At 72.1% G+C, this 26,994-nt stretch carries 21 protein-coding genes and 1 tRNA gene; 13 read left to right on the top strand and 9 right to left on the bottom strand.

The genetic code is table 11. The features are described from left to right. Window positions 1-10: 10 nt before the first annotated feature. Complete coding sequence (locus ABD230_RS01460; RefSeq protein ID WP_344368935.1) at window positions 11-1,102, top strand: VIT1/CCC1 transporter family protein; 1,092 nt, start codon at window positions 11-13, stop codon at window positions 1,100-1,102. A 45-nt stretch (window positions 1,103-1,147) separates the two neighbouring features. Here ABD230_RS01460 and ABD230_RS01455 read toward each other — a convergent pair whose 3' ends face one another. Beyond that, window positions 1,148-2,020 (bottom strand): DUF3097 domain-containing protein, encoded by an 873-nt coding sequence (locus ABD230_RS01455; protein WP_344368934.1) that lies wholly within the window; start codon window positions 2,018-2,020, stop codon window positions 1,148-1,150. A gap of 54 nt (window positions 2,021-2,074) precedes the next feature. After that, window positions 2,075-3,544, bottom strand: a complete 1,470-nt coding sequence (locus ABD230_RS01450) for an MFS transporter (RefSeq protein WP_344368933.1) — start codon at window positions 3,542-3,544, stop codon at window positions 2,075-2,077. Between ABD230_RS01450 and ABD230_RS01445 the strand changes: the two genes are divergently transcribed. Beyond that, complete coding sequence (locus tag ABD230_RS01445; protein WP_344368932.1) at window positions 3,475-4,536, top strand: DUF998 domain-containing protein; 1,062 nt, start codon at window positions 3,475-3,477, stop codon at window positions 4,534-4,536. The two genes, ABD230_RS01450 and ABD230_RS01445, sit on opposite strands and share 70 nt — an antisense overlap. 49 nt (window positions 4,537-4,585) lie before the next feature. Here ABD230_RS01445 and ABD230_RS01440 read toward each other — a convergent pair whose 3' ends face one another. From ABD230_RS01440 to ABD230_RS01420, 5 genes are all read right to left on the bottom strand, one after another. Then, window positions 4,586-8,107: an error-prone DNA polymerase gene (locus tag ABD230_RS01440; protein ID WP_344368931.1), complete on the bottom strand. Its 3,522-nt coding sequence runs from the start codon at window positions 8,105-8,107 to the stop codon at window positions 4,586-4,588. After that, entirely contained in the window at window positions 8,107-9,675 is a 1,569-nt protein-coding gene (locus ABD230_RS01435) for a DNA polymerase Y family protein (protein WP_344368930.1), read from the bottom strand. Before ABD230_RS01435 ends, ABD230_RS01440 begins: the two co-directional genes overlap by 1 nt. Beyond that, entirely contained in the window at window positions 9,672-10,475 is an 804-nt protein-coding gene (locus ABD230_RS01430) for a hypothetical protein (protein ID WP_344368929.1), read from the bottom strand. Before ABD230_RS01430 ends, ABD230_RS01435 begins: the two co-directional genes overlap by 4 nt. Before the next feature lie 358 nt (window positions 10,476-10,833). Next, complete coding sequence (locus ABD230_RS01425; protein ID WP_344368928.1) at window positions 10,834-12,900, bottom strand: KAP family P-loop NTPase fold protein; 2,067 nt, start codon at window positions 12,898-12,900, stop codon at window positions 10,834-10,836. A 136-nt stretch (window positions 12,901-13,036) separates the two neighbouring features. Further along, a tRNA-Leu gene (locus ABD230_RS01420) sits at window positions 13,037-13,121 on the bottom strand. Between the two features lie 191 nt (window positions 13,122-13,312). On the opposite strand from ABD230_RS01420, the gene ABD230_RS01415 reads away from it, so the two are divergent. Both ABD230_RS01415 and ABD230_RS01410 read left to right on the top strand, forming a co-directional pair. Then, window positions 13,313-14,629: a M20/M25/M40 family metallo-hydrolase gene (locus ABD230_RS01415; RefSeq protein ID WP_344368926.1), complete on the top strand. Its 1,317-nt coding sequence runs from the start codon at window positions 13,313-13,315 to the stop codon at window positions 14,627-14,629. Between the two features lie 58 nt (window positions 14,630-14,687). Then, the gene (locus ABD230_RS01410) at window positions 14,688-15,518 is read left to right on the top strand and encodes an undecaprenyl-diphosphate phosphatase (RefSeq protein ID WP_344368924.1); all 831 of its coding nucleotides are present in this window, start codon (window positions 14,688-14,690) and stop codon (window positions 15,516-15,518) included. 34 nt (window positions 15,519-15,552) lie between these two features. Here the strand turns inward: ABD230_RS01410 and ABD230_RS01405 are convergent, their stop codons facing one another. Then, window positions 15,553-16,464 (bottom strand): PAC2 family protein, encoded by a 912-nt coding sequence (locus tag ABD230_RS01405; protein WP_344368922.1) that lies wholly within the window; start codon window positions 16,462-16,464, stop codon window positions 15,553-15,555. Window positions 16,465-16,541: 77 nt separating this feature from the next. Here ABD230_RS01405 and ABD230_RS01400 point away from each other — a divergent pair, with 77 nt between their 5' ends. From ABD230_RS01400 to lnt, 9 genes are read left to right on the top strand one after another with little or no spacing between them, the layout of a single operon-like run. Next, a complete protein-coding gene (locus tag ABD230_RS01400; protein WP_344368920.1) occupies window positions 16,542-17,216 on the top strand; it encodes an HAD family hydrolase in 675 nt (224 codons plus the stop codon). Next, window positions 17,213-18,241: a tRNA (adenine-N1)-methyltransferase gene (locus ABD230_RS01395; RefSeq protein WP_344368919.1), complete on the top strand. Its 1,029-nt coding sequence runs from the start codon at window positions 17,213-17,215 to the stop codon at window positions 18,239-18,241. Before ABD230_RS01400 ends, ABD230_RS01395 begins: the two co-directional genes overlap by 4 nt. Window positions 18,242-18,281: 40 nt before the next feature. After that, on the top strand, window positions 18,282-19,223 hold the full coding sequence (locus ABD230_RS01390) for an FKBP-type peptidyl-prolyl cis-trans isomerase (RefSeq protein ID WP_344368918.1): 942 nt from the start codon (window positions 18,282-18,284) through the stop codon (window positions 19,221-19,223). A gap of 49 nt (window positions 19,224-19,272) precedes the next feature. Then, window positions 19,273-20,292 carry a helix-turn-helix transcriptional regulator gene (locus ABD230_RS01385; protein ID WP_344368917.1) on the top strand — a complete coding sequence of 340 codons (1,020 nt, stop codon included), beginning with the start codon at window positions 19,273-19,275 and terminating at the stop codon, window positions 20,290-20,292. After that, entirely contained in the window at window positions 20,289-21,308 is a 1,020-nt protein-coding gene (locus ABD230_RS01380; RefSeq protein ID WP_344368916.1) for a helix-turn-helix transcriptional regulator, read from the top strand. The genes ABD230_RS01385 and ABD230_RS01380 overlap by 4 nt, the downstream gene beginning before the upstream one ends. Window positions 21,309-21,357: 49 nt before the next feature. Continuing rightward, the gene (gene tatA, locus ABD230_RS01375; protein ID WP_425546178.1) at window positions 21,358-21,660 is read left to right on the top strand and encodes a twin-arginine translocase TatA/TatE family subunit; all 303 of its coding nucleotides are present in this window, start codon (window positions 21,358-21,360) and stop codon (window positions 21,658-21,660) included. A 50-nt stretch (window positions 21,661-21,710) separates the two neighbouring features. After that, entirely contained in the window at window positions 21,711-22,475 is a 765-nt protein-coding gene (gene tatC, locus ABD230_RS01370) for a twin-arginine translocase subunit TatC (protein WP_344370095.1), read from the top strand. A 12-nt stretch (window positions 22,476-22,487) separates the two neighbouring features. Further along, the gene (locus ABD230_RS01365) at window positions 22,488-24,920 is read left to right on the top strand and encodes a DEAD/DEAH box helicase (protein WP_344368914.1); all 2,433 of its coding nucleotides are present in this window, start codon (window positions 22,488-22,490) and stop codon (window positions 24,918-24,920) included. Then, on the top strand, window positions 24,917-26,581 hold the full coding sequence (gene lnt / locus ABD230_RS01360) for an apolipoprotein N-acyltransferase (protein ID WP_344368913.1): 1,665 nt from the start codon (window positions 24,917-24,919) through the stop codon (window positions 26,579-26,581). Before ABD230_RS01365 ends, lnt begins: the two co-directional genes overlap by 4 nt. Here the strand turns inward: lnt and ABD230_RS01355 are convergent. Further along, the gene (locus ABD230_RS01355; RefSeq protein WP_344368912.1) at window positions 26,578-26,943 is read right to left on the bottom strand and encodes an RNA polymerase-binding protein RbpA; all 366 of its coding nucleotides are present in this window, start codon (window positions 26,941-26,943) and stop codon (window positions 26,578-26,580) included. The genes lnt and ABD230_RS01355 overlap by 4 nt on opposite strands. Window positions 26,944-26,994: the final 51 nt, after the last annotated feature.

Here is a 26,994-nt window from a genome sequence, read left to right as displayed (position 1 = left end):
ATGGAGCACCATGACCCCCGAGCCCCAGGCGACGCCCGCGGACCGCGCCCGCTGGAAGCGCTACCTCGCCGACGAGCGCGCCGAGGCCGCCGTCTACCGCGAACTCGCCGCGCGGCGCCACGGCGAGGAACGCGAGATCCTGCTCGCGCTCGCCGCCGCCGAGGGCCGGCACGAGGCGCACTGGCTGCGCCTCCTCGACGGCGACGAGACCGGCATCCCGCGGGCCGACGTGCGCACGCGCATGCTCGGGGGGCTCGCCCGACGCTTCGGCTCGATCTTCGTGCTGGCGCTCGCGCAGCGCGCCGAGTCCCGGTCGCCGTACGCGAGCGACCCCGACGCGACGGCCGCCATGGCCGCCGACGAGCGGATCCACGGCGAGGTCGTGCGCGGGCTCGCCGCCCGCGGCCGTCGGCGACTGGCGGGCACGTTCCGCGCGGCGGTCTTCGGCGCCAACGACGGACTGGTCTCCAACCTCGCGCTCGTGCTCGGCATCGGCGCGACCGGCGTCCCCGCCCCGGTGGTGCTGTTCACCGGCATCGCCGGGCTCCTCGCCGGCGCGCTGTCGATGGGCGCGGGCGAGTACGTCTCGGTCCGCTCGCAGCGCGAGCTGCTCGAGGCCTCCGCGCCCGACCCGGGCGCGCGCGACGCGCTCGGCGACCTCGACCTCGACGCGAACGAACTCGCGCTCGTGTACCGGGCTCGCGGGATGGCGCAGCAGGACGCCGTCGAGCAGGCGGCGCTCGTGCTCGCGCGCGTCCAGGCCGCGGAGCGCGTCCAGGCGCCGACCGACGCGATCGGAGCCGTCGAGCACGACGACGAAGCCGTGGGCACGGGCATGAGCGCGGCGATCTCGAGCTTCCTGTTCTTCGCCTCGGGCGCCCTCATCCCGGTGCTGCCCTGGATCCTCGGCATGTCGGGCCTCGCGGCCATCGTGACCGCGACCGTCCTCGTGAGCATCGCGCTGCTGCTGACCGGTGCGACCGTGGGCCTGCTGTCGGGCGCCTCGCCGCTGCGGCGCGCGCTGCGCCAGCTCGGCATCGGACTCGGTGCGGCCGCCGTCACCTACGTGCTCGGGCTCGCGTTCGGCACCACGATCGGCTGACCCGGCCCAGCCCGGCCGGTCGGTCGGGCCCTTCGGCCCGCCCGCTCAGTCGGTCGGCGCGGTCACGAAGTCGATGAGCTCCTCGACCCGACCCAGGAGCGCCGGCTCGAGGTCGCCGTAGCCGCGCACGCTCCCGAGGATGCGCTGCCACGCGCGGGCGATGTCGGCCTGGTCCTCGTGCGGCCAGCCGAGCTCGGCGCAGACGCCGTGCTTCCAGGATGTGCCGCGGGGAATCACGGGCCACCCGTCCCGGCCGATCCGCGCGGGCTTGACGGCCTGCCAGACGTCGATGAACGGGTGCCCCACCACGAGGACGTGGCCGCGGTGGCGGCCTCGCATCACCGCGTCGGCGATGCGCTGCTCCTTGGATCCGGTCACGAGGTGGTCGACGAGCACCCCGACGCGTCGTCCGGGCCCCGGCGCGAACTCGTCGAGCACCGCGTCGAGCACGTCGACGCCCTCCAGGTACTCGACGACGACGCCCTCGACGCGCAGGTCGGCGCCCCAGATCCGCTCGACGAGCTCGGCGTCGTGCCGACCCTCGACGAAGATCCGGCTCGGCAACGCGACCTTCGCGGGGCGCCCGGGCTCCGCGGCGTACGATCCCGAGGCCGTGCGCAGTCGTCCCCGCGGCGCAGTCGCCTTCGGCGCGACGAGCCGCACGGGCTCCCCGTCCACGAGGAAGCCGAGGCCGAGCGGGAACAGGCGGGTTCGGCCGTGGCGGTCCTCGAGCGTCACGGTCTGCTTCTCGACGGCCACGACCGCGCCGCAGTAGCCGTCGGCGGCGAGCTCGACGACGAGGTCCCGCGCGGCCGGAACCTCCGGGATGGTGCGGCGGCCGGCGGCGCGCCAGTCGCCGGCGAGCACGTCGTCGCCGTAGCGGTCGGGTCCGGTTCGGTCATGGGTCGCAGGTGGCACCGGATGAGGCTAGCGAACCCGGCACGCCCGGCCGGGTCGACACGACGACGCCGCTCAGGCCCGGGCGGGAGAGCGCCGCACGAGACCGGCCGTCCATCCCGCCCCCGCGAAGGCGATGCCGGCGGCGAGCGCGAACGCCCACGGGATGCCGAACGGCGCCGCGATGAGCCCCAGCGCGATCGGCCCGAGCCCGAGCCCGAGGTCGAGGGCCGCGCTGGCCGTCCCCGACGCGATCCCGCGCTCCGACGGCGACGCCGTGGCGAAGACCGCGGCGAAGAATGCGGGCGTCGTGAAAGTGATGCCGACCGCCATGAACACCACGCCGACGAGCAGCCCCCACCCGTCCTGCCACGCGGCGGCGATCACGAGGCCGATGCCGATGAGCACGAGCGACCAGGCGGCGAGGGGGAGCGGCGCGAGGCGGTCGGGGACCCGGGCGAAGGCGATGCGGCACACGACGACGATGGCGCCGTAGGCGACGAGGGCGAGGCTCGGCGAGGCGAGGCCGATACGCTCCGCCCAGAGCGTCGCGAACGCGATGAAGCCGCCGACCGCGGCGAGCGAGCTGAGGAAGCCGATCGACGCCGGGATCGCCGGTCGATGGACGATCCGGAGCGGTACGCCGACCTCGGGCGCTGCCGTCCGCGTCTCGCCGATCGCGATCGCGAGTCCCACCGCGAGCACGGCGAGCGCGGCGCCGCCCAGCCAGACGGCGCGGAACCCCGCGGCATCCAGCAGCGCCTGTCCGATGAGCGGCCCGAACGCGATGCCGAGGTAGAGCCCGAGCGAGTTGTACGAGAGCGCCTCGCCCATCCGCGACGCGGGCGCGAGGTCGGCGAGCGCCGCGAACACCGAGACGAAGAAGGCCGCCTCGGCGACCCCGGCGAGCAGCCGGAGGCCGATGATGACGGCGAGGTCCTGCGTCACCGCGAGCAGGAGCAGCGACGCCGCCGCGAGCAGGGCGCCCCCGACGAGCATGGGCCGGCGCCCGTACCGGTCGGACGCGCGGCCGGCGAAGGGGCGCAGCACGAGCGCGGAGACGGCGAAGACGCCGACGGCGACCCCGGCCGACGCCTCATCGCCCCCGACCGGACCCGTCACGTAGAGCGGCAGGGCGAACAGGGCGAGGCCGGTGGCCGTGAAGTAGGCCAGTTCGGCGGCCGCGAGCGCGATGAAGGCGCGCGTGAACAGCGGTTCCCGCGTCGATCCGGCCATCCGGCCACCTCCTCGCGTCGCGTGCGCGTCGCGCGTCCGGGCCGTGGCCAGCGTATCGCCGTGCGGGGGCCGCCGCAGGGGGCGTCCCCAACGAGGCGGTCCGAGACCCTCCGCGCCGACGCGGTGTCGCCACGGGACCGGACTCCGCGCTACCGTGTCGCTCGAGGAACGACGTCGTCCGCATCCCCGTCCGTCGGGCGAGGATGCGCGGACGGCGTCGTCGACGAGGGGAGCGAGCCGTGCCGACCGACCGTCAGGCGATCCGGGTCGCGCTCCTCGGCTCCGAGCGCTCGCTGGAATCGCTCGCACTGGTCGCCGGCGCGGTCTCCTTCGCCGCCGTGGGGCTGATCGCGATCCCGGTGTTCGACCTCGGGGATGCACCGATCTCGGGTCCGGGCTCGATCGGCGAGTACGCCGCCGTGGCGAGTGCCGTCGTCGCCCTCGTCGTCTTCGTCGCCGGCAGCTTCAGCGTCGCACGACGAGAGGGTGATCGGCTCGGCGTCCTGGGCGTGCTGGACGTGGTGGCGCTCGCCATCGCGCACGCCGTGATCGCCCTCCTGACGTGGACCCTGCTCGCGGCCATCCTCGAGCGCGCGTTCATCGACGCACCGGTGTTCGCCATCCCGCTGCTGGTGATCGCGGGATCCGCCGGGGCGGTCACCGCCTACGTGGTCTTCTCCTCCGCGACGCACCTCGACCTGTTGCTGCTCGCGATCGTGCTCGCGGTCTTCCTCGTCGAGGGCATGCTGGCGAGCATGCTGACGGCCTCCGACCCGCACTGGTGGGCCGAGCACCTGAGCGCGCTCGGCATGACGAACGACCTGTCGGCCCGGACGTTCAACCTGACCCTCATCGTCGCCGGGTTCATCGTGACCACGCTCGCCCGATGGGCCACGTCGACGGTCACGACGCCGCATCCGCACGGTCGGCGCAACGTGCTCGTCTGCCTCGTGCTCATCGGGGTCCTGCTCGCGGGCGTCGGGATCTTCCCGGTCGACACGCACTTCTGGATCCACACGGCCTCGGCGTCCGGGATGGCGATCACGTTCTTCGTCCTGGTGGTCGCGTTGCGCCGTTGGGTCCCGGGCATCTCGAGGACCTTCGTCGTCGTCGGCTGGGCGTTCATGGCGGTGATCCTCCTGCTCGTCGTGTACTTCGTCATCGGGCTGTACACGCTGACCGCGGTCGAGCTCGTCGCCGGCATCCTCGTCTTCACCTGGATCATCCTGTTCATCCGCAATGTCGCGGCCGTCGGGCTGGACGCCGGGCGGAGCGGACCGGCGGCGGCGGCCGCGCCGTAGCGGCGACGAACGCCGGACCCGAGGCGGTGCCGCGTCAGGAGTCGCCGCGTCAGCGGAAGTCGCGCGACCGGTTGGTGGTCGACACGGTCAGCGGCTCGAACCGGTCGGCGACGAGGTTGACGACGCCCTCGCGCGAGCGCTCCAGAATGCCGCGGACCACCATCGCCGGCGCCTCGCGCGCGATCCGGCGGTACCGCGACCACACGCCCACGCTCGCGATCACGTTGAGCGTGCCGGATTCGTCCTCGAGGTTCATGAACGTGATGCCGCTCGCGGTCGCCGGCCGCTGCCGGTGCGTGACGACGCCGCCCACCTCGATCCGACGCCCGGACTCGGCGTCGCGGAGCCGGTCGATGCGCAGCGCCCCTCGCGCCTCCAGCCGGTCGCGGACGTGCCGGATGGGGTGGTCGTCGGGCGAGATGCCCGTCGCCCACAGGTCGTAGACCACCTGCTCGGCGTCGTTCAGCATCGGCAGCAGCGGCGGCTGCACGACGACGACGGCGCCCGGCAGGTAGTCCGCCCGGTCCTGTGCGGCCTCGCCGGCGAGCCACAGCGCCTGCCGCGGCTGGAGGTCGAAGCACGCGAACGCGCCGGCCGCGGCGAGCGCCTCCAGCTGCGTCGCGTCGAGGTCGGCCCGGCGCGACAGGTCGGCCATGTCGCGGTACGGGCCGTACTGCTCGCGCTCGGCCACGATCCGCTCGGCGACCCCGGTGCCGATCGAGGCGACGTCGGCCAGACCCAGGCGCACCGCGAACGCGCCGTCGCGGCGGTGGTCGACGGAGACGTCCGGCGCCTCGCGGTGGAAGGGCCCGACCGGGGGTTGGGCGGCATCGGCGCAGCCCGGCATGCCGGTGGGGCGACGGATGCCGCTCGCCCCCGCCGCGGCATCCGTCGCCGGTTCCTCGGCGTCGATCCCGCCGGCCGCCGCACCGTCGTCGGCATCCCGCGGCGGGAGCGCCTCGAGTCCTGCGTGCACGCCGGAGCGCGCGAGGTCGGGCCGAAGCAGCTCGACGCCGTGCCGCCGCGCGTCGGCGGTCAGCGTGTGCGGCGAGTAGAAGCCCATCGGCTGGGCGCGCAGCAGCGCGGCGAGGAAGGCCGCGGGGTAGTGCAGCTTCAGCCACGAACTCGCATAGACCAGCAGCCCGAAGCTGATGGCGTGGCTCTCGGCGAAGCCGAAGTTCGCGAACGCCTCGATCTTCTCGTAGATGGCGTCGGCGGTCTCAGGGTCGATGCCGTTGCGCGCCATGCCCGCGTAGAGCTTCGCGCGCAGCCGCTCGATCTTCTCGACGCCGCGCTTCGAGCCCATCGCGCGGCGCAGCAGGTCGGCGTCGGCCGCGTCGCAGTCGCCGACGGCGACGGCCATCTGCATGAGCTGCTCCTGGAAGAGCGGCACCCCGAGCGTGCGCCGCAGCACCGGTTCGAGCTTCGGGTGCAGGTAGGCGACCGGCTCCTCGCCGGTGCGGCGGCGGATGTAGGGGTGCACCGCGCCGCCCTGCACCGGACCGGGGCGGATGAGCGCGATCTCGACGACGAGGTCGTAGAAGCAGCGCGGCTGCAGCCGGGGGAGCGTGCCCATCTGCGCACGCGACTCGACCTGGAACACGCCGATCGAATCGGCCCGGCACAGCATGTCGTAGACCGCGGGCTCCTCCTTCGGGATCGTCGCGAGCTCCCACTCCTCGCCCGTGTGCTCGCGCACGAGGTCGAACGTGTACTGCAGCGCGGCGAGCATGCCGAGCCCGAGCAGGTCGAACTTCACGAGGCCCATCCAGGCGCAGTCGTCCTTGTCCCACTGCAGGACGGTCCGGTCCTCCATGCGCGCGTGCTCGATCGGGCACACCTCGCCGACGGGCCGGTCGGTGAGCACCATGCCGCCCGAGTGGATGCCGAGGTGACGGGGGAAGGTCAGCAGCTGCTCCGCGAGCTCGACCACCGGGCCGGGGATGTCGTGGTCGTCGGTCTCGACGACCGACCCCCAGCGCTCGACCTGCCGCGACCACGCGTCCTGCTGCCCGGTCGAGTAGCCGAGCGCCTTCGCCATGTCGCGCACCGCGCCCTTCGGCCGGTAGCTGATCACGTTCGCGACCTGCGCGGCGTTCTGCCGGCCGTACCTGCCGTAGACGTACTGGATGATCTCCTCGCGCCGGTCGGAGTCGAAGTCGACGTCGATGTCTGGTTCCTCGTCGCGCAGCGACGACAGGAACCGCTCGAACGGGAGCTCGTAGTAGATCGAGTCGACCCCGGTGATGTCGAGCACGTAGCAGACCGCCGAGTTCGCCGCCGATCCGCGACCCTGGCAGAGGATGCCGCGGCGGCGCGCCTCCTGCACGAGGTCGTGGACGATCAGGAAGTACCCGGGGAAGTCCTTCTGCTCGATCACGTCGAGCTCCTTCGCCAACCGCTCGCGCACGTGGTCGGGCACGCCCGGGTAGCGCCGTTCGGCGCCCTGCCACGCGAGCTCGCGCAGCCACGACATGGGCGTGTGCCCCTCGGGGACCTCCTGGCGAGGCAGGCGCGGGCGGGCGCTGCGCAGCCGGAACGACAGGTCGCGCGCGAGCGTCGCCGAGTGCTCGACGGCGCCGCCGTACCGGCCGAAGCGGGCGAGCATCTCGGCGCCCGAGCGCAGGTGCAGCCCGTCGGTCGCGGGCAGCCATCCGTCGAGCTCGTCGAGGCTGCGCCGGGCGCGCACCGCCGCGAGCGCGGACGCCAGCCGGTGCTCGCCCGGCGTCGCGTAGTGCACCGCGTTCGTGGCCAGCACGGGCACGCGCGCCCTGGCGGCGAGCGCGGCCAGGGCATCGTTGCGCACCTGGTCGAGCGGGTCGCCGTGGTCGGTGAGCTCGACGACGACGTGGTCGCGGCCGAACAGCGCGACGAGCCGATCGAGCTCGCGCCACGCGGCATCCGCCCCGCCCTCCCCGGCGAGCGCCCGGCGCACCGCGCCCTTGCGGCACCCCGTCGAGACGACCCAGTGCCCGTCGGCGCGCTCGGCCAGGTCTTCCAGGTCGTAGATCGGGCGGCCCTTCTCGCCGCCCGCGAGCTGGCCGGCGGTGATCGCCGAGGCGAGCCGGTGGTAGCCCTCCTCGCGGGCGGCGAGCACGAGCAGGTGGTCGCCCTCGGGGTCGGCGGCGCCCATCTGCGGCTCGGTGAGCCCGAACGACAGCTCGGCGCCGTAGACGGTCTCGAGCTCGGGGTACGCCTCGGCCGCCTCGGCGAAGCGCACGATGCCGTAGAAGCCGTCGTGGTCGGTGATCGCGATGCCCGTGAGCCCCAGCCGGTGCGCTTCTTCGACGAGTCGTTCGGGGCCCGATGCGCCGTCAAGGAAGCTGAAGGTCGAGTGCGCGTGCAGCTCGGCGTACGGCACGACCGGTCCTGCCGGCGAGCCGGCCGGTTCGCCGGCCCCGGGCGGGCGGTACGGATGCCGCTTCCGGCTCCAGGCCGGGCTGTCGCCGCCGTCGCCCAGTACCTTCGATCGGCCCGCCGACCCGCTGCCGGATCCGTTGCCGGGACGCTGCCGGTCGGAGAGCCGCCGCTCGAGCTCGGACCACGGGATCTCCGGGTTGTTCCAGCCCATCAGTCGTACCTCGCCTCGGCCCACCAGCCGTCGTCGTCGCGCACGAGCAGCCACGCGCAGCCGTCGTGGTCGACCACCTGGAACCGGTGCACGCGCCGGGCGCGCTCCGCGTCCCACCATCGCTCCACGACCGGCCACGGGCCCGCCCAGGCGCGGACGGGCGCCGCCCGCCCGCCCGCCACCGCGAACGACTCCGGCGCCGCCGAGATCGCCCCGCGCGCATCGACCGACACGGGGGCGCCGCCGCCGTCGACGAGCGCGACCGCCTGCCGGTCGCGGAACACGCTCGCCGGCGCGAGCGCGGGCAGGCTCCCCGGCCACGGCGCCTCGCCCGCGGTGCGCTCCGGCGCCCGGTCGCCCCACGGCACGAGCACTTGGCGGTCGGCGAGCATGCGTCCGCCCCCGACCGCGGCCGTGACCACGCCCTCGTGCCCGAGCATGCTCTGCACGCGCGTGAGGCCGTGGTGCACGCGCTCGTCGGGCCCGCCGCCCCACAGGCCCTCCTCGTGGTTGCCCGTGGAGTCGACCCGCTCGGGCACGATCCGGAGCCGCACGATCGGGGAGTCGAGCCCCGCGTCGGCGGTGCCCGCCCCCTGCAGCTGCCAGCGCACCCGGTCGACCACGTCGGCCGGCGTGAACCAGTGCGGATGCAGCCAGCTCCGGCTCGAGTGCCCGCCGCGCTCGTCGTCGAGCTCGACGCGGATGCCGGTGCACACGAGCCGCACGGCCCGCATCCGCTCGATGAACTCCTCGGCCCGCACGCGGAACGCGAACGCGAGCTGGTCGATGCGGTCGAGGGGCGGCTCGAAGTCCTGCTCCGCCTCGAAGTCGGGCGGCGGCGTGCGCGGCGCCACGCGCGACTGCTCGCGGCCGGCCGCCCGATCGTGCGCGAACGCACCGGCCGCGCCGAACCGGCGCCGCACATCCTCCTCGGGCAGCGCCGCGAACTCGCCCAGCGTCCGCACGCCGAGCCGGTGCAGCAGCGTCGTCGTGCGGGCGTCGGCGACGAGCGACACGGGCAGCGGCGCCAGGAAGGCGGCCGAGCCGCCCTGCGCGACCACGTGCACGGAACCGCCCGCCGCCTCGGGGTCTCCCGGCCTTCCGGCCGCGCGCGCCGCCTGCTCGGCCGCGAACGGGCCGTCGGCCACCCCCACGCGCGCGTCGGCGACGCCGAGCTCCGCGGCGGCCGCGAGCAGCGCCCGCGCCGCGGCATCCTCACCGCCGTAGTACCGCGCGGGGCCGCGCGCCCGCATCGCGAGCGAGCCCGGCCGCAGCACCTGCACGCCCGGCACGATCGCCTCGATGCCGCGCACGACCGGCTCGAACGCGCGATGGTCGAGCGCCGCGTCGTACGGCAGCACCGCGAGCGCGGGGGAGCGGTACTGCGCCTCGCGCAGCCGCAGCCCGCGCATCACGCCGTCGCGCCGCGCGGCCGCCGAGCACGAGTGCACCTGCCCCGCCTCGGTGAGCGCGACGGGTGCGGCCGGGTCGAGGCCCGCCTCACGGCACGCCGCGAGCACGGGCCAGTCGGGACACCACAGCACGATCGTGCGCACGACCGCGCTCACGAGGCCCTCGCGGCGAAGTCGGGGCGGTGCACGATGCCGGTCGCGTCCGGGGCGACGGATGCCGCGGGGCCGGCGGCGTGGGCCGTGGCATCCGCACCGATGCCCTCCCCGCCGCCCGAGGCCTCGTCGACGGCGGCGAACCCCAGGTCGCCCGCGGGAAGCCGCAGGCGGCGCCGGCTGCCCCGACCGACCTCGCCGCGGCCCGTGACGCGGACGACGACCTCGCGCTCGGCGAGGTGGCCGTGGCCGCGCTCGAGCCCGGTCCAGTCGCTGCGCTCGAGCTCGAGCCGGGCGTCGCTGCCGGGCCACGCGCCGTCGACGAGCAGCAGCGCGCCGCGCTGGCGCAGCCGGGCCGCGAACCGCGAGGCCTCGGCCGGGGCGAGCCGCCCCGCCGGCCGCACGGCGACGACGGGGATCACGTCGGCGAGCGCGGCGGCGACCGTGAGCCACTGCCGGCCCGGATCGGGCACGAGCACGAGCCGCTCGAGGTCGATGCCGAACCGCGCGGCCGCCTCGACCCCGAACTCGGGGATGCCCGCGACCGCGACCCAGCGACCGCTGCGCGAGGGCCCGGCGAGCGCGGCCATGAGCAGCGTGATCGAGCCCTCGACCTGCACGACCGCCCCCTCGCGGAGCGCCCCGCCGGGCAGCACCGAGGCGAGCGCCGGGTGCGTCGGCACGGCGCGCGAGTCGAGCCTGGTGGACTGCATCCCGCGGATGCGGGCCTGCAGTTCCTCGACCCGTTCGATCCGCGCCGCCGGCGCCGTGGGGGCGTCCGGAGCGGATCGGGGAGCGGTCATCGTCACCCCTCAATGTTCGAACACATGTTCGAATACGGCAAGTCGTGGAGGCCACCCGTCCACGCCCCCGAGCGGGGGTCGCGTCGTGGTTACGTCCTCCAGTGAAGGACGCGACGAGCGCGCCCAACGCGAGAACGCCGGATCCGAGGAACCGGCCTTCTCAACAGTGCGTGCCGGGGGGACTTGAACGCACTCGATTCCCTCGCTCGAGGATCATGAATCGGCGCCTAGGGAGAACGGTCGGGACGCCCGACCGCGGACTCGGGCTGTAAGGCTGCTCGAAGGGTGAACAGCCTGATCCATCAATTACTGACCGCCTCGACACTGGCGACGGTACCCGCCGTACCCCGCCACTCGGTCATTCCTCCTCATGGCTTGTCTCTCGTCGCTCACGCGCGAGCAGGAATCGGGTCAACATGCGTCCTTCCTCGGCCGTCGGCGGGCGTTCACCGGCCGGCACTTGAGCAAGGATGTCGGCCGCAACATCTTCCTCATTCGATGTGCGGATCGCATTTTCAACGCGAGCAGCAAGCTCGTCTCCCAAGTTCGCCCGCATCCGCTGCACGTCGATATACCAGCGATACCCGGCGGACGTAGATAGCTGCAGTCCGACATAAACAGACCCGACGTCATCCTCGCGCCATGCGCGCGATTCGAGTCGTCGCTGAACTAACGAGCGTGCCGAGTCCGAATCAAGCTCAAACAGCATTCGCAGGTCGTCCCGTGTAGAACTCTCTGGGAAAGCCGGGGTTCGGGCGCTCTCAAGCCGGCCCGTCAGGGTGCTCGCGATCGGACGGGTGATCTCCGTCACAAAGTTGTTGAGCACGTCGGCGCCAGTTTCCGGCCGTGCACGCAGTCGGGCACTGAGCTCGACCAGAAGAGGCCGGTTCCCGTAGTTCGGCGCAATGACGAGCTCGCTCAGTTCCTCCGCGGACATCTGCGTCAACAGGTCGTTCGCGATCGAGAAGATGCGCCGATCTACGCTCGTGGCGAAAACGCCAAACGTGGCTGTAACACCGTGAGTCCCATACAGCCGCTCGAACAGCATGAACACCTGCGGCCTGCTAACTCCGTCGGCTCGTGTATTTCGCCAGATTGAATCAAGCGTGAGGCGAGGCGAGTCGAGAAGAAGGTCACGAATCTCTCGCTCGGCCGCATCGTCGGGCAGTCGCCGAAGCGCGCTCGTCACTGCCGTCTCGGAGATGGAGCCTGGCGGTAGATCAAGCCAGAGGTAGTGATCCACAAAGTCGCTGTGTCCAATTCGGGGTGCGTCCGCCGACCGCGTGTTCTTTGGATCGAGAGCGTGGGCGAACGATGGAAAGCTGTCCACGACCAGGTCAAGGAGATCTGGGCCGAATGCCAGATCGCCGGTGGCGGCGCGGAATCGCTCTAGCGCCGCCTCAGCGTGCTCCTTGCGGTCGCTGTCTATCAGATACTGCCCACCCACCACTAGAAGCTGCCTTTCTTGAATGATCGCCTTCCAGAGGGTGGGAGCGGCGACGCGAAGAAAGAGTGTCAAATGAAGGTCACCTTGATGGAGTTCGTCTCTCACTCGTTCAGGGATTGAATTGGCGAGATTGACATACCGTTCGGCAGCACGCGGCGTCGTTACTACCGCTCGGATGAGGGATTCGAGCCGGTAGCCGACTCCGGGATCGCTTGGGTCGCCTTCTCTGAGGGACAGCCTGGCGAAGAGGATTTCGTCGAGCTGAGCGTCAGTAAGCGGCGGGACCTCCCAACGGCGCTCGACGATCTTCTCCAAGTACCGCCGGGCGCGTTCGGACGATCCCGCGGCAATCGCTGTCTGCTTCAGGAGGTGGTGCAGGGTGTCCTCATCGTATGCAAGGAGGTAGTTCAGACCCGGCACATCGCCAACAAGACGCACGAGTTTGAAGAGGATAAGGAGTTCATCCGGATTCAGGCGGTCGAGGTCGTCCATCACGATGAGCAACCGTCGTCCGGACTTCGCAAGCCCACCCGTTATTGCGTCACGAATACGAGATGGTGTAGTTGACTCAAGAGCCGTTCCCACCTGATTCACGACAGCGGTGAGATCGACCGTGCCAAACTTCGCGGAGGGTCCGACCAGCTTCAGCAACCCCGCGAGCCGAGCGCGGGCACGGCCCTTCTTCAAAGTCTGCTGGACCAATAGAGACGCGAACCCTGCAAATAGGGCCTGTTCGTCGGCGTAGTACCAAGGATTGAAGTACACGACGGTACATCGCGTCGTAACCCAGTCCGGGTTCTTCGTCAGGTCGTTCAGCAATGCGTCAAGCAGCCAAGTCTTGCCGGAACCCCATTCTCCGACGAGCGCGAATGTGGCTGACTCGCGATGGCTCAGGAGACGTTCGACGACTTGCCGCGCCTGCGCGGATGCAAGAGGAGCGCGGCCTAGGTCGAAGTCGTGACTATCGGACTCTGCCATCGGACTCCCCGCTCATCAGTGCGCCGTGCAGCCCGTTCCAGAGGGGCTGCGCGCTCATTCTCCCAAGCTGGCGCGCAAGGCATAGCGTTAAACACAAGAAGGCCGGATCCGAAGATCCGACCTTCTCGACAACGCGTGCGCGAGGGGGGACTTGAACCCCCACGCCCTATCCGGGCACTAGCACCTCAAGCTAGCGCGTCTGCCAATTCCGCCACCCGCGCGTTGCCTCGGCCCTGATCGCTCAGCGGCCGTAGAAGACATTAGCACGGTTTTCGGGGCCCGCCGACCACTCCCGGACACCGTCGCGCCCGCCCGCGACGGAGGTGCCGGTCACGCCGGGAAAGCAGGTTTCCCGAGCCCCGGCACCCCGCCCGACGGACGATCGGCGGACCCGGACGATAGCGTTGACCGCATGGCCGAGACGACCCCGACGACCCCCGAGCTGGACGAGACCGCCGTCATCGCGCGCGACCTGATCCGGTTCGACACGACCAACCACGGCGAGGGCCGGTCGAACGGGGAGCGCGAGGCCGCCGAGTACGTCGAGGCGCACCTGCGGCGGATCGGACTCGACCCGGTCGTCCTCGAGTCCGCGCCGCGGCGGGCCAACGTCGTCGCGCGGGTGCCGGGGGCGAACCCGGACAAGCCCGCGCTCGTGCTGCACGGCCACCTCGACGTCGTGCCCGCCGATGCGCGGAACTGGAGCGTCGACCCGTTCGCCGGCGAGGTCCGCGACGGCATGCTGTGGGGGCGCGGCGCCGTCGACATGAAGGACATGGACGCCATGATCCTCACCGCCGTCGGCGACATCCTCGCCGAGGGCCGCCTCCCCGAGCGCGAGCTCGTCCTGGGCTTCTTCGCGGACGAGGAGGCGGGCGGGCTCTACGGCGCGAGCTGGCTCGTGGACGAGCACCCCGGACTCTTCGCCGGCGCGACGGAGGCGATCAGCGAGGTCGGAGGCTACTCGATCACGGTCGGCGGGCAGCGCGCCTACCTGCTGCAGACCGGCGAGAAGTCGCTCGTCTGGGTCCGACTCATCGCGCACGGCACGGCCGCGCACGGCTCGCGCCTCGTCCGCGACAACGCGGTCACGAAGCTCGCCGACGCGATCGCCCGCATCGGCCGGCGGGAGTGGCCCGTGCGCCTGACCGGCACGACCCGGGAACTGCTCGCCGCGATCGCGGGCGCCCTCGGCGTCGACCCCGAGCAGGTCTCGCCCGACGAGCTGGCGCTCGCGACCGGCTCCGCCTCCGGGTTCATCACGGCGACGCTGCGCACGACGTCGAACCCCACGCAGCTCCAGGGCGGCTACAAGCACAACGTCATCCCCGACCGCGCGGAGGCGCTCGTCGACATCCGCACCCTGCCGGGAGAGGAGGACGCGGTGCTCGCCGAGGTCGCCGAGCTCATCGGCCCCGACATCGAGATCGAGATCGTGCACCGCGACGTCGGCCTCGAGGCGCCGACCCACGGCCCGCTCGTGGACGCCGTGACGGGGTCGCTGCGCGCGCACGACCCCGAGGCATCCGTCTTCCCGTACCTGCTCAGCGGCGGCACCGACAACAAGGCGCTCTCACGGCTGGGGGTCGCCGGCTACGGCTTCGCGCCGCTGCGCCTGCCCGACGGCCTCGACTTCCCCGCGATGTTCCACGGCGTGGACGAGCGCGTGCCGCTCGACGCATTAGTCTTCGGTAGGCAGGTCCTGAAGGGCCTGCTGCTGGCGTACTGACGCCGACCAGGTCCGACCCCGACGGTCCCGCGGCCAAGCGTGCCGAGGGCGGAAGGCGATGCTCCACGTGCTCGAAGCCATCATCCTCGGCCTCGTGCAGGGACTCACCGAGTTCCTGCCGATCTCCTCGAGCGCGCACCTGCGCATCCTCGGCGAGTTCCTGCCCAACGCGGCCGACCCGGGGGCGGCGTTCACCGCGATCACGCAGCTCGGCACCGAGGCGGCGGTCGTCGTCTTCTTCTGGCGCGACATCGTCCGGATCGTCTCGCGCTGGTTCGGCGCGCTCTTCGGCCGGGTGCCGCGCAACGACCCCGACGCCCGCATGGGCTGGCTCATCATCATCGGCTCGATCCCGATCGTCGTGCTCGGCCTGGTCTTCCAGGACCAGATCGAGACGGTGCTGCGCTCCCTCTACATCACGGCGACGATGCTCATCGTCTTCGGCGTCGTGCTCGGCATCGCCGACTGGGCGGGGGAGAAGCGCCGGCGCCTGCAGGACCTCACCTACCCCCACGGCGTCTACTTCGGCCTCGCGCAGTCGCTCGCGCTGATCCCGGGCGTCTCCCGGTCGGGCGGCACCATCACGATGGGACTGCTGCTCGGCTACGAGCGCGCCGCGGCGGCCCGGTACGCGTTCCTGCTCGCCATCCCGGCCGTGTTCGGCTCGGGCTTCTACCAGCTGTTCAAGAGCTGGGACGAACCGGGGGTGTACAACGGCCTCGAGACCGCCGTGGCGACCGTGGTGGCGTTCGTGGTCGCCATCCTCGTCATCGCCTTCTTCATGAAGTGGATCTCGCGGCACAGCTTCCTGCCGTTCGTGATCTACCGCATCCTGCTCGGCATCACCGTGTTCGTCCTGCTCGGCGCGGGCGTCATCGAGCCCTACTGAGCCGGGGCGGATGCCGCGTGCGGCGGATGCCGCGTCAGGCGCCGTCGCGCGGGCGCCACGGTCCGCCGCCCGGCTGGTCGCCGCGACGGCGCAGGTAGCGCTCGAACTCCTGGGCGATCGCCTCGCCCGACGCCTCGGGCGCGTCGGCGGCGTCGCGCGCCTGCTCGAGCTGCGCGATGTAGCCCGCCATCTCCTCGTCGTCGGCGGCGAGCGCATCGACGCTCGCCTCCCAGGCGCTCGCCTCGACCTCGAGGGAGCCGCGGGGGATACTGAGCCCCGTCAGCTCCTCGACCTTGCCGAGGAGCGCCAGCACCGCCTTCGGCGACGGGGCGTTGTGCACGTAGTGGGGGACCGACGCCCAGAGCGAGACCGTCGGGATGCCGACGCGCTCGGCCTGGTCGGCGATCACGCTGAGGATGCCGACCGGACCCTCGTAGCTCGAGCGGTCGACGCCGAGCGCCGCCCGGACCTCGGGGTTCTCGCTCGAGGCGTACACCGACAGCGGCCGCGTGTGCGGGGCGTCGGCGAGCATCGCGCCGAGGAGCACGATGCCCTCGATGTCGGCGGTCAGCGCCGCGTCGATGAGCTCGGCGGCGAAGCCCTTCCAGGTGCGCGCGGGCTCGGCGCCGAGGAGCACGTGGAGCCGGTCCGCGCCGGGGCCGGTGACGACCTCGTCGTCGTCCGGCTCGACGGGCTCGCCGCTCGGACCGAGGATCGCCGCGCCCGGCCACTTGAGCGTTCGGGAGCCGTCGGCCATCGCCTCGATGGTGGGGCGGGTGAACTGGTAGTCGAAGTAGAGCTCCGGGTCGACCGCGGCGATCTCGACGAGGCCCAGTCGCTCGGCGAGGAGTCGCGCCGCGCCGGTCGCCGCCTCGCCCGCGTCGTTCCAACCCTCGAACGCCACCACGAGGAGTCGTCCGCCCTCGAACCCGGTCGGCTGCTGCACTCGGTCCGCCCCGCTTCCCGAGCCCGGGACCTCCGGACTCACCTCCACAATAGGGCGTGCCCGTAGAATCTCCCGTTGTGACCAAGCGCCTCCCCGCCGCCGTCCTGTGGGACATGGACGGCACCCTCGTCGACACCGAGCCGTACTGGATGCGAGCCGAGATCGAACTCGTGTCGGAGTTCGGCCGGACGTGGACCCACGACGACGCCCTGAAGATGGTCGGCATGGGCCTCTGGGACGCCGCGGAGGTGTTCCGCGCCGCCGGCGTCGAGCTCCCGGCCGACGAGATCGTCGCGCGCCTGACCGAGCGGGTGCGCGAGCAGCTCGCCCAGCACGGCGTCCCGTGGCAGCCCGGTGCGCAGGCGCTCCTCCGGGAGATCCGCGAGGCCGGCATCCCGACCGCGCTCGTCACGATGTCCATCCGCTCGATGGCCGAGGACGTCGTCGGCGCCATCCCGTTCGCCGCCTTCGACGACCTCGTCACGGGCGACGAGGTCGCGGCGCCGAAGCCGCACCCCGAGCCGTACCTGACCGCGGCAGGGCGGCTCGGCGTCGACATCGCGGACTGCGTCGCGATCGAGGACTCGCCGACCGGCCTCGCCGCCGCGTCCTCGGCCGGAGCGGTCACGATCGGCGTGCCGCACATGCTCCCGCTCGACGGGGCGCCCGCCGACGCCCTCTGGGAGAGCCTCGACGGCCGCACGCTCGACGACCTCGTCGAGGTCGCGATCGGGAAGTGGGCGCGCGCATGAGCCGCGGCGAGTCCAGCGGGCCGTTCCGCGTCGGCGACCGCGTCCAGCTGACCGGTCCGAAGGGACGCCTGCACACCATCACGCTCGAGCCCGGCAAGGTCTTCCACTCGCACAAGGGGCCGATTGCGCACGACGACCTGATCGGGCTGCCCGACGGGTCGGTGGTGGCGAACGCGATGGGCGTGGAGTACCTGGCGCTGCGGCCGCTGCTCAGCGACTTCGTGATGTCGATGCCGCGCGGCGCCGCCATCGTGTACCCGAAGGACGCCGCGCAGATCCTCGCGCAGGCCGACGTGTTCCCCGGCGCGACCGTCGTCGAGGCGGGCGTCGGCTCCGGCGCCCTCTCGCTCTGGCTGCTCCGGGCGATCGGACCGGAGGGCCGGCTGATGTCGTTCGAGCGTCGCGACGAGTTCGCCGACGTCGCCCGCGGCAACGTGGCGACCTTCCACGGCGAGGACCCGGAGAACTGGTCGATCACGCTCGGCGACCTCGCCGATGCGCTGCCCGAGCAGGCGGAGCCCGGTTCGGTCGATCGCGTCGTCCTCGACATGCTCGCGCCGTGGGAGTGCCTCGACGCCGTCTCGACCGCGCTGAAGCCCGGAGGAGTGCTGCTCTGCTACGTCGCCACCGTGACGCAGCTCTCCCGCGTCGCGGAGGCGATCCGCGCGACCGGCTCGTACACCGAGCCCGTCGCGAACGAGACGATGGTGCGCGGATGGCACGTGCAGGGCCTCGCCGTCCGACCCGACCACCGCATGATCGCGCACACCGGATTCCTGCTCACCGCCCGCCGGCTCGCGCCCGACACGATCCTGCCCGAGCTCAAGCGGCGACCGTCGAAGACCGAGTTCAGCGACGACGACGTCGAGGCCTGGACGCCCGGGGCGCTCGGCGAGCGCAACGTCAGCGACAAGGTGCTGCGCAAGCGCGCACGCGCCGCGGATGCCGCGGCACGGCGCTCGCGGGGCGACCTCGACGACGACGCCGATCCACGGCCCGACACCGACCCCGCCGACGCCGACTAGGCTGTCTGCGCCCGTTCACCCGAAGACGAAATGAGGATCCGTGCGCCTCCCGCTCGCACTCACCGCCACCGCGACCGCCGTCGCGCTCGCCCTCACGGGCTGCAGCTCCGCCCCCGAGCCCCAGGCGAGCTCCGGGCAGTCCTCGGACCTGGTGGAGGTCCGCGGCGACCTCGGCGACACCCCGCGCGTCGATTTCCCGACCCCGCTCGCCCCGGGCGAGACGCAGTGCACCGAGCTCATCGAGGGCTCCGGCGACCACCTCGTCGAGGGCCAGGAGGCGCTCGTCGGCCTCGCCGTCTACAACGGCGCGACGGGCGAGGAGATCCAGGTCACCGGCTTCGGCAGCGAGGACCCGGTGCCGGTCGTCGTCGGCGGCGGCACGCTCCCCGGCCTGAGCAAGGGCCTCAGCTGCGCGCGCGAGGGATCGCGCGTCGCGGTCGTCGTCCCGCCGTCCGACGCGTTCGGCGACCAGGGCCAGGCGAGCATCGGGATCGGGCCCGACGACAGCATCGTGGTGATCTTCGACGTGCAGCAGGTCTTCCTGCCGAAGGCGAACGGCTCGCCGCGCATCACGCGCGACGGCTTCCCCGCGGTGGTCACCGCCCCCGACGGCCGGCCCGGCATCACCGTGCCCGACAACCCGCCGTTCGACACGACCGAGGTCGAGGTGCTCAAGCAGGGATCCGGGCAGACGATCGAGGACGGCGACCGCGTCGTCGTCCACTACACGGGCGTGCTGTGGGACGACAACGAGGTGTTCGACTCCAGCTGGGAGAGCGGGGCGCCGGCGTCGTTCGTCGTGAGCGAGGGCTCCGGCTCGCAGGTCATCCCGGGCTTCGCGAAGGCCCTCATCGGCCAGCAGGTCGGCTCGCAGGTCGGCGTCGTGGTCACCCCCGAGGACGGCTACGGCGACACCGAGCAGGCCGGCATCCCCGCGGGATCGACGCTGTTCTTCGTCATCGACATCCTCGGCGTGGTGTGACGCCCGGCGGCCGTCCTGCCGCCGCGAGCGCTTCAGTATGATCGCTGACGTGGCGTCATCCAAGCCCGCGGGGGAGTCTCGGATCCCGGTCGAGGACCGGCTGTTCAGCCTCGTGCTCGCACTGCTCGCGACCGAGACGGGACTGCTGAAGTCCGAGATCCTGTCGACCGTGCGCGGGTACGCGGAGCGGTACGATCCGCGCGGCGGCAATGCGAACCTCGAGCGGCAGTTCGAGCGCGACAAGGACGACATCCGCGACCTCGGCATCCCGCTCGAGACCGTGGAGTCGCCCGACCGCCCCGGCGACAACCAGGCGCTGCGCTACCGGATCCCGAAGGGCGACTACGACCTCCCGGTCGACGTCCGCTTCACGCCCGACGAGCTCGCGCTCCTCGGCCTCGCGGCCGAGGTGTGGCGCGAGGCGTCCCTCTCCGCAGACTCGCAGCGCGCGCTCACGAAGCTCCGCTCGCTCGGCATCGAGCCGCGCGAGCCTGTGATCGGCTATGCGCCGCGGCTGCGGGTTCGGGATGCCGCGTTCGACCCGCTGCGCCAGGCGCTCGACCGACGGCAGCGGGTGCGGTTCCGCTACCTCAAGCCCGGCGAGCAGGCGCCGCGCCTGCGGACCGTCGAGCCGTACGCCGTCGTGCTGCACGAGGGAAGGTGGCACCTGCACGGGCGCGATGTCGACGTCGCGGCCCCGCGCACGTTCCTGCTCTCCCGGATCGTGGGCGACGTGAAGGTGCTCCCGGGCGCGCCGTTCGACCCGCCGCCGGCGGACGTGCAGGACCGGGTGCTCGCCGACCTGCAGGCGCTGCGGCTCGCGAACTCGGCCGACCTGGCGGTCAGCGCGGGGTCCGACGCGGAGGTTCGCCTGGGCAAGCGCGCGGTCCGCACCGACGAGGACGCGGGCGTCATCCGCCTGCACTACACCGACGAGGCCGTCTTCGCCGACGAGCTCGCATCGTACGGACCGGAGGTGCGCGTGATCGCGCCCGAATCGCTGCGCGAGGCCGTCCGCTCCCGGCTCGCGGCCGTGGCCGCGGCCCACCGCGACGGGGGCGCCGAATGAGCGCACGCCCCTCGCGGCGGCCGGCCGGCCTGCGCGCGCCCGACCGTCTGGTGTTCCTGCTCTCGCTCGTGCCGTACCTGCTCGAGCAGCGTGTGGTCGACGTCTCGGAGGCGGCTGCCCACTTCGGCGTGGGCGAGCAGGAGATCCGCGACGCGGTCATGCTCATCGCGACCTCGGGCCTGCCCGGGGCGACCGGCACGTACCAGCCGAACGACCTGTTCGACATCGACTGGGACTCCTTCGAGGACGACGACGTGATCGTGATCGTCCACCACGTGGCGATCGACGACGCGCCGAAGCTGTCGGCGCGCGAGGCGGCGGCGCTCATCGCCGGGCTCCAGTACCTGTCGGCGTCGCCGGAGAACGCCGACAGCGCCTCGCTCGCGGCGCTCACGGAGAAGCTCAGGGCCGGCGCCTCGGCCGAACCGAGCCGCCTCGCCGTCGCCGAGGAGGCGGCGGATGCCACGCTCGCGGAGGTGCGGCGCGCGGTGGCCGCGGGGCACCGCCTCGAGTTCGACTACCTCAACGCGCGCGGCGAGCATCGCCGTCGTCGCGTGGACCCGCTCCGGATCGCGTCGCTCGGGGCGGACTGGTACCTGCAGGCCTACGACCAGCTCCGCGACGACGTCCGCAACTTCCGCATCGACCGCATGAGCGGACTGCAGGTCACCGACGAGCCGATCGCCGACCATACGGGCCGCGCCATCCCCGAGACGCTCTTCCAGGCCTCGCCCGACGACCTCGAGATCGTCGTCGACGTGGCGCCCGAGAGCCTTCCGCTGCTGGCCGACTACCTCGCCGACTCGACGACGACCGAGGTCGGCGACCGGCTCCGCGTCACGCTGCGGCTGGCGCACGTGCACGGGCTCAAGCGGCTCGTCGCGGGCCTGCCCGGACTGGTCACCGTGGTCGCGCCGGCCGAGGCCCGGGAGGTCGTGGCGGCGTGGGCCGAGGCCGGTCTCGCGGCCTATCCGGACGACCCGTCCGATCGTGATGGGATCGAAGCCGGGGTGTGAGGGCGCCCGCTCGGGCGAGCAGGTAGACTGGCCGCACCATCCCGCCAGAATGGACGACTACCTTATGTTTGGAAACGCCTTCACCGGTTGGCACGCGCTGATCATCCTCCTGGTGATCCTGCTGCTCTTCGGTGCGCCGAAGCTCCCCGCGCTCGCGCGGAGCCTGGGCCAGTCGATGAAGATCCTCAAGAACGAGGTCCGCTCCGACGACGACGGTGCCGACGCCAAGGACGGCGACGCAGCGAACACCGAGGCTCCGGCCTCCTCGACCTCGTCGGCGTCGACGGCGTCGACGACGCCCGCCACCCCGTCCGAGCAGCCCAAGCGCGCGGACTCCGGCCCGAGCGCCTGAGCCGCATGACCGCGGTGAGGGATCGCGGGGAGAAGAACCGCGAGAAGCGGATGTCGCTCGGCGAGCACCTCGTCGAGCTGCGCAAGCGACTCTTCCGGTCCGCGATCGCGATCGTCGTCGGCATGGTCGCCGGCTGGATCCTGACCGACCTGTTCGTGTGGCAGGCGATCCAGGAGCCCGTGAATCGCGTCGTCGAGGCCCAGCAGGGCACCGACGCGGCGACCGCCGGCATCATCTTCCCGACGATCTCGAGCGCGTTCGACCTGCGCCTGCAGATCGCGTTCACGCTCGGCGTCGTCATCTCCGCGCCGGTCTGGCTCTACCAGGTGTTCGCCTTCCTGGTGCCCGGGCTGAACTCGAAGGAGCGGAAGTACACGTTCGGGTTCTTCGCGACCGCGATCCCGCTGTTCTTCGCCGGCTGCGCGGCCGGCTGGTTCGTGCTGCCGAACATCGTCAAGCTCATGACGAGCTTCGTGCCCGACGGCGCGGAGACCCTGCTCACGGCGAAGGAGTACATCGACTTCGTCCTGAAGCTCGTCGTGGCGATCGGCATCGCGTTCGTGGTGCCCGTGTTCATCGTGCTGCTGAACTTCGCCGGCATCCTGAGCGCCGCGGCGATCATCAAGTCGTGGCGCATCGCCGTGCTCGTCATCGTCCTGTTCACCGCGTTCGCGACGCCGTCGGCCGACATCGTGTCGATGTTCATGCTCGCGCTGCCGATGATCGGCCTCTACTTCGCGGCGTACGGCATCGCGTTCCTGCACGATCGTCGGGCCGCCAAGCGCGCGCAGCTGGAGTTCGGCGACGCTGTCTAGGCTGGAGGGGTGATGAGCCTCTCGCCGGCCGAACGCTACGCGCAGTCCCGGCAGCAGCGTCGGCAACCCAGGCTGCAGGAGTTCGCGGCAACGCTCTCGTTCGACCTCGACCCGTTCCAGCGGGCGGCGTGCGCCGCCCTCGACGACGGACGGAGCGTGCTCGTCGCGGCGCCCACCGGGGCGGGCAAGACCGCCGTCGCGGAGTTCGCCGTGCACCTGGCCATGCAGTCCTCCGACGAGAAGGTCTTCTACACGACGCCCATCAAGGCGCTCTCGAACCAGAAGTACCAGGAGTTCGTCGAGGCGTGGGGGGAGCGCAGCGTCGGCCTGCTGACGGGCGACACCAACATCAACTCCGGTGCGCGCATCGTCGTCATGACGACCGAGGTGCTCCGGAACATGCTCTACGCCGAGTCGCCCCTGCTCGAACGGCTCTCCTACGTGGTGATGGACGAGGTGCACTACCTCGCCGACCGCTTCCGCGGCGCCGTCTGGGAGGAGGTCATCATCCACCTTCCCGAGCACGTGCGGCTCGTGTCGCTGAGCGCGACCGTCTCGAACGCCGAGGAGTTCGGCGACTGGCTGCAGGCCGTGCGCGGCGACACCGACGTCATCGTCTCCGAGCAGCGGCCCGTGCCGCTCGAGCAGCACGTGCTCGTCGGCGGCAAGATGGTCGACCTGTTCGACTCGTCCGGTCAGGCGGCGACGCACCGGGTGAATCCCGAGCTGCAGCGGCTCGCGCGCTCGGCCGGCGGGCGCTCCATCCGAGGCCGGTCCCAACGCGGTCGGCGGGGGAGCGATCGCGGTCGGTACCACCGCCCGTCGCCCGGCGAGGGGCGCATGGAGCGGTCCGCCGTCGTCGAACTGCTGAGCGGCAAGCACCTGCTCCCGGCGATCTTCTTCATCTTCTCGCGGGCCGGGTGCGACCAGGCCGTGCGCCAGGTGCTCCGCAGCGGCATCCGCCTCACCGACGCCGACGAGCGCACGGAGATCCGCGCGATCGTGGAGGAACGCGCCCGCCGGCTGCGGGACGAGGACCTCGCGGTGCTCGGCTACTGGGAGTGGATCGAGGGGCTGCAGCGCGGCGTCGCCGCGCACCATGCCGGCATGCTGCCGACGTTCAAGGAGATCGTCGAGGACCTGTTCCAGCGCAAGCTCCTCAAGGTGGTCTTCGCGACCGAGACGCTCGCGCTCGGCGTGAACATGCCGGCGCGATCGGTCGTCCTCGAGAAGCTCGAGAAGTTCAACGGCGAGGCGCGCGTGCCGATCACGCCGGGCGAGTACACGCAGCTGACCGGCCGGGCCGGCCGGCGCGGCATCGACATCGAGGGCCACTCGGTCATCCAGTGGGTGGACGGGCTCGACCCCGAGGCCGTCGCCTCCCTCGCGTCGCGACGGAGCTACCCGCTGAACTCGAGCTTCACGCCGACGTACAACATGGCGGTCAACCTCATCGACCAGTTCGGCCGGGAGCGCACGAGGCAGGTGCTCGAGCTCTCGTTCGCCCAGTTCCAGGCCGACCGAGCGGTCGTCGACCTGGCCCGCACGCTGCGCAAGCAGGAGGAGTCGATGGCCGGGTTCGAGGGGGCCATGCGCTGCCACCTCGGCGACTTCGCGGAGTACGCCGCCATTCGCCGACGCATCGGCGACCTCGAGCGGCAGACGTCCAAGGGCAACCCGACCCACGCGCAGCGTGAACGGTTGCAGCGCGAGCTCGCCGCGGAGCGCAAGCGGCTCCGCGCCCATCCCTGCCACGGGTGCGCGGAGCGCGAGCAGCACGCCAGGTGGGCGGAGCGCTGGTGGCGGCTCAAGCGCGAGCACGACGACCTCTCCCGCCAGATCCGCAGCCGCACCGGTCAGGTCGCGAAGCGGTTCGACCGCGTCGCCGACGTGCTCGCGGAGCTCGGCTACCTCGAACGCGACGGTGGCGGCGAGCTCGTGCCGACGTCGGCGGGCCGCACGCTCAAGCGCATCTACGGCGAACGCGACCTGCTCGTGGCCGAGGCGCTCCGCCGCGGGCTGTGGGACGGCCTCGACGTGCCGTCGATCGCGGCCATGGCGGCGGCACTCGTCTACGAGCCGCGTCGCGACGATCGCGGCGTCCAGTACCGCCTGCCGAAGGGCGGATTCCGCGAGGCGTTCGATCGCACGACGGACGCCTGGAGCGAGCTCGACGACGTCGAGCGGGACCACCGCCTGACCGGCACCGAGCAGCCGTCGCCGGCGCTGGCCTCGGCGATGCACGCGTGGGCGCGCGGGGCCGGGCTCGCGCAGGTGCTCGCCGACACCGAACTCGCGGCCGGCGACTTCGTCCGGCTCGCGAAACAGGTGATCGACCTGCTCGACCAGGTCTCGATCGTGGCGGAGGCCGAGCTCGGTGCGAACGCGCGCGCGGCCATCGACGCGGTTCGCCGCGGCGTGGTCGCATACGGGGCGGCCGCATGACCGCGGAGTCGAGCGTGGAACCGGAGCCGAGCGTGCAGTCGGCCGCGCCGTCGCCCACGGGCGACGCGCCCGCGACGGATGCCGCGACGTCGGCCGTCGGCCCGCGGCCGATCCTGCCGCTCTGGGCTGCGCTCCTCGTGTCGGCCCTCGGCGGCTTCGTCTACGACCTCGGCTTCCCGGGCGCGAGCGTGTGGCCGCTCGCGTTCGTCGGCATCGCGATGGCGCTCGTGCCCCTCGTCGGCCGATCGCTGCTCTCGTCGTTCCACGTCGGACTGGCGTTCGGCCTCGCGTTCTACCTGTCGCACGTGTCGTGGACGTCGCTGTACCTCGGGCCGATCCCGTGGCTCGCGCTCTCGATCTTCGAGTCGCTGTTCGTCGCCGGCGGAGCGCTGCTCATCACGCTGGCGTACCGGTGGGTGCCGCGGGCGAGCGCGTCGCGCTGGGTGCAGCTCCTGGCGCTTCCCGCGCTCGTCTCGGGGCTCTGGGTCCTCCGCGAAACCGTCACCGGGACCCTGCCGTACGGCGGCTTCCCGTGGGGCCGGGCCGCGCTGAGCCAGTCCGAGAGCCCGTTCGCGCCGGTCGTGTCGTGGATCGGCTCGACCGGCCTCGGGTTCGTGATGGTCGCGCTGACCGCGGGCACGATCGAGTGGGTCCGCGTGCGCGCCTGGGGCGACCTCCGCACCGCCGTCCCGGTCGCGGCGCTGCTCGTCCTCGCGATCACGGTCCCCGCGTTCCCGACCACTGCGGCGGGCACGCTGCGCGTCGGGAGCGTGCAGGGGAACGGCCCCGCCGGCTACTTCGACGCCCGCGAGCCCGGCGACATCCTCCGGTCGCAGCTCGACGCGACGGCACCCGTGCTGGCCGACGGCGACGTGGACGTGCTGCTCTGGCCGGAGGGCGGATCCGACATCGACCCGACGCGGAGCCCGGACGTCGCGCGCGTCTTCGACGGGCTGTCGGAGCAGCTGGACGCACCCGTCATCCTCAACACCGTCACGGTCGACGGGGACCGCTTCTACAACACCTCCCTGCTCTGGGAGGCGGGCGAGGGCGCCGTCGACCGCTTCGCGAAGCGGAACCCGGTGCCGTTCGGCGAGTACATCCCGGACCGCTGGTTCTACGATGCGATCGTCCCCGAGCTCACCGGGCTCATCCAGCGCGGCTACTCGCCCGGCACGGAGCCGCCGGTGTTCGACCTCGGCGATACGGTCACGGGGCTCGCGATCTGCTTCGACGTCATCTACGACGGCCTCATCTGGGAGGGCGCCCGTGACGGCGCCGAGGTGTACATGTTCCAGACGAACAACGCCGACTTCCGCGGCACCGACGAGAACGAGCAGCAGTTGGCGATCGCGCGGCTGCGCGCGATCGAGACCGGCCGGTCCGTCGTCAACATCTCGACGGTCGGCACGAGCCAGGTCATCGACCCGACCGGCCGCACGATCGACTCGCTCCCGGCCTACGAGGCGGGCTCGATGGTGACCGACGTCGAACTCCGCACCGGCCTCACGCCGTCGGTCGTCCTCGGAGCGGCGGTGCCGCTCCTGATCGTGCTCGGCTCGCTCGCCGGGCTCGTGCTCGCGGGCGTGCTCGCACAGCGGAACGCCCGGCGACGGACGAGGTCCGCGGCCGGGCGTGCTGATTCGGCTGACGTGGGCTAGGCGCCGATCTTCTGCTGCCCGCGACGGGCGCGCAGGTACTGGAGGCGCTCCTCGAGGATCTCCTCGAGCTCGGCGCGCGTGCGGCGCTCGAGCAGCATGTCCCAGTGGGTGCGGGCGACCTTCTCACCCGAACGGTCGACCTCGACCGGCTTGGAGTCGACGAGCAGCACCGCGGAGTTGCCGCAGTGACGGCACTCCCAGGTCTCCGGAAGCTCGGCCTCGGTCGAGAAGGTCATCACCGTGTCACGGCCACAGGTCTCGCAGCGGTACGTGTACTCCGCGCGGTCGGCGAAGACCACGCCGTCCTCGCTCTGCAGGCTCTGGGCGCCGATACGCATGCCCCGAAGGCTCCGGTCCGCCATGGCGTACTCCTCTCGATCGTCAATCAGGTATAAACGATCAAGCTGTGCGCC

The organism is Agromyces tropicus, assembly GCF_039531345.1.
Taxonomy (GTDB): domain Bacteria; phylum Actinomycetota; class Actinomycetes; order Actinomycetales; family Microbacteriaceae; genus Agromyces; species Agromyces tropicus.
This window is presented reverse-complemented; position numbering and strand designations above follow the sequence as displayed.

Bases quoted from the DNA above. Each gene is read 5' to 3' on its own strand.
- tatC (WP_344370095.1), top strand. From the start codon at position 21,711: ATGTCGCTCGGCGAGCACCTCGTCGAGCTGCGCAAGCGACTCTTCCGG.
- ABD230_RS01410 (WP_344368924.1), top strand. From the start codon at position 14,688: ATGCTCCACGTGCTCGAAGCCATCATCCTCGGCCTCGTGCAGGGACTC.
- lnt (WP_344368913.1), top strand. From the start codon at position 24,917: ATGACCGCGGAGTCGAGCGTGGAACCGGAGCCGAGCGTGCAGTCGGCC.
- ABD230_RS01415 (WP_344368926.1), top strand. From the start codon at position 13,313: ATGGCCGAGACGACCCCGACGACCCCCGAGCTGGACGAGACCGCCGTC.
- ABD230_RS01380 (WP_344368916.1), top strand. From the start codon at position 20,289: ATGAGCGCACGCCCCTCGCGGCGGCCGGCCGGCCTGCGCGCGCCCGAC.
- tatA (WP_425546178.1), top strand. From the start codon at position 21,358: ATGGACGACTACCTTATGTTTGGAAACGCCTTCACCGGTTGGCACGCG.
- ABD230_RS01425 (WP_344368928.1), bottom strand. From the start codon at position 12,900: ATGGCAGAGTCCGATAGTCACGACTTCGACCTAGGCCGCGCTCCTCTT.
- ABD230_RS01440 (WP_344368931.1), bottom strand. From the start codon at position 8,107: ATGGGCTGGAACAACCCGGAGATCCCGTGGTCCGAGCTCGAGCGGCGG.
- ABD230_RS01365 (WP_344368914.1), top strand. From the start codon at position 22,488: ATGAGCCTCTCGCCGGCCGAACGCTACGCGCAGTCCCGGCAGCAGCGT.
- ABD230_RS01430 (WP_344368929.1), bottom strand. From the start codon at position 10,475: ATGACCGCTCCCCGATCCGCTCCGGACGCCCCCACGGCGCCGGCGGCG.
- ABD230_RS01460 (WP_344368935.1), top strand. From the start codon at position 11: ATGACCCCCGAGCCCCAGGCGACGCCCGCGGACCGCGCCCGCTGGAAG.
- ABD230_RS01395 (WP_344368919.1), top strand. From the start codon at position 17,213: ATGAGCCGCGGCGAGTCCAGCGGGCCGTTCCGCGTCGGCGACCGCGTC.
- ABD230_RS01355 (WP_344368912.1), bottom strand. From the start codon at position 26,943: ATGGCGGACCGGAGCCTTCGGGGCATGCGTATCGGCGCCCAGAGCCTG.